Origin of the sequence: Serinicoccus sp. CUA-874 (assembly GCF_001942225.1) — a bacterium.
GTDB classification, from domain to species: Bacteria; Actinomycetota; Actinomycetes; order Actinomycetales; family Dermatophilaceae; genus Ornithinicoccus; species Ornithinicoccus marinus.
Genome location: NZ_MKJZ01000025.1, coordinates 1 through 1,601 on the forward strand (window position 1 = coordinate 1; position 1,601 = coordinate 1,601).

A 1,601-nucleotide genomic window follows, 5' to 3' on the forward strand; every position below is an offset into this window, starting at 1 on the left:
AACCCCTCGGTCTCGAACAGCTCCCAGGCCTCATCGACGGAGACGAGCTCACTGCTGAAGTCGTGGGTCGAGCGGTCCCAGAACTGTCCGTACCTCACCTGCATACGCCCATCCTGCCTCGCCAGTTGCGTCACTGGCGCCACCCGGCCACGCGTTCCGGGAAGCAGGTCTACCGGGCGAGCGTGGCGCAGTGGAAGGCGCAGCAGGCCGCGAAGCGGCCCAAACCTGTGAAGTTGGCGACCAATCCGCGGCTGCGGGCCTACGTGGAGGACAAGCTCTGCGGGGAGGTCACCGATGCCGATGGGCCACCGATCGCCGGCCCGGACGTGCCCTGGGCCGGTCGCCGGCACGGGCGTCGGCAGGACCGCCGCTGGGGCACCGCGTGGAGCCCGGAGCAGATCAGCAACCGGCTCAAGGTCGACTTCCCCGACGATGAGTCCATGCGGATCAGCCACGAGACGATCTACACCTCGCTGTACGTTCAGGGCCGCGGCGCGCTGAAGCGGGAGCTGACTGCGTGCCTGCGTACCGGGCGGGCGCTGCGCGAGCCACGCGCCAGGACTGGCCGCAGCGGCCGCACCTTGGTCACCGACGAGGTCAGGATCTCTCAACGTCCCGCCGAGGCTGGCGACCGGGCGGTACCCGGTCACTGGGAGGGCGACCTGATCATCGGGCTGGACAAGTCAGCGATCGGGACGCTCGTGGAGCGCACCAGCCGGTACACGATGCTGCTGCACCTGCCCAGGATGGAGGGCTTCGGCGAGGTCCCGTATGTCAAGAACGGGCCACCCCTGGCGGGTCATGGCGCTCAGGCCGTCCGGGACGCGATCACCGCCCAGCTGGGCGACCTGCCCGAGCAGCTGCGCCGATCGCTGACCTGGGACCAGGGCGGGGAGATGGCCCAGCACGTCCAGCTCAAGATCGACGCCGGCGTCGCGGTCTACTTCTGCGATCCACACTCACCATGGCAGCGTGCGAGCAACGAGAACACCAACGGCCTGTTGCGCCAGTACTTCCCCAAGGGAACCGACCTATCACGATGGTCCGCCGAGGAGGTTGCAGCCATCGCCGTCACCCTCAACGAACGACCTCGCAAGGTCCTCGGATGGCGAACTCCTGCCGAGGTCTACCAGGAGCAGCTACCCTCCCCACCACAGGCCGGTGTTGCATCGACCCCCTGAACCTGCCTTCAGTCCTCCAGGAGTTCGTCGATGGTGAGGTGCTGGGCTTCGAGCGCGAGAGCGGCGACGTCCTCGACGGTGGCGGCAGCATAGAGCCGGGTTGGTTGAGGGGGCACAGTGGTGCGCTCCTGCACGGCGCCGTGGACGGTATGGCGCAGCTCAGCCGTGCCGGCGGCCGGTAGGACGAGGCTCCGTGAGCTGTGTGGGTCACGCAGCGAGAGCCAGCGCGGCGGGCGCGATCGGACCGTGTCGTCCCAGCGGGTTTCCTCGATCCAGCTCAACCGGGCAGACTCGCCGGCGCGGTCGAGATCGACGCTGCGAATCGAGTGCTGCCCGTGGCGCAGATCGACGAAGATCTTGTCCCCTGTCACGTCGACCGTGATCCGCGGGCTGCTGGCGGTGCCGGGCCATGCTGGCTGG

The 1,601-nt window shown here is 68.5% G+C and carries 1 protein-coding gene and 1 pseudogene; one reads left to right on the plus strand and one right to left on the minus strand.

Annotation, left to right across the window (positions count from 1 at the left end; all coding sequences use genetic code 11):
- Nucleotides 1-113 precede the first annotated feature (113 nt).
- Nucleotides 114-1,181, plus strand: a pseudogene (locus tag BJF80_RS08835) (IS30 family transposase); the annotation flags it as partial.
- An 8-nt stretch (nucleotides 1,182-1,189) separates the two neighbouring features.
- Here the strand turns inward: BJF80_RS08835 and BJF80_RS18820 are convergent.
- A partial coding sequence (locus BJF80_RS18820) for a hypothetical protein (RefSeq protein WP_158068506.1) occupies nucleotides 1,190-1,601 on the minus strand: 412 nt, incomplete at its 5' end.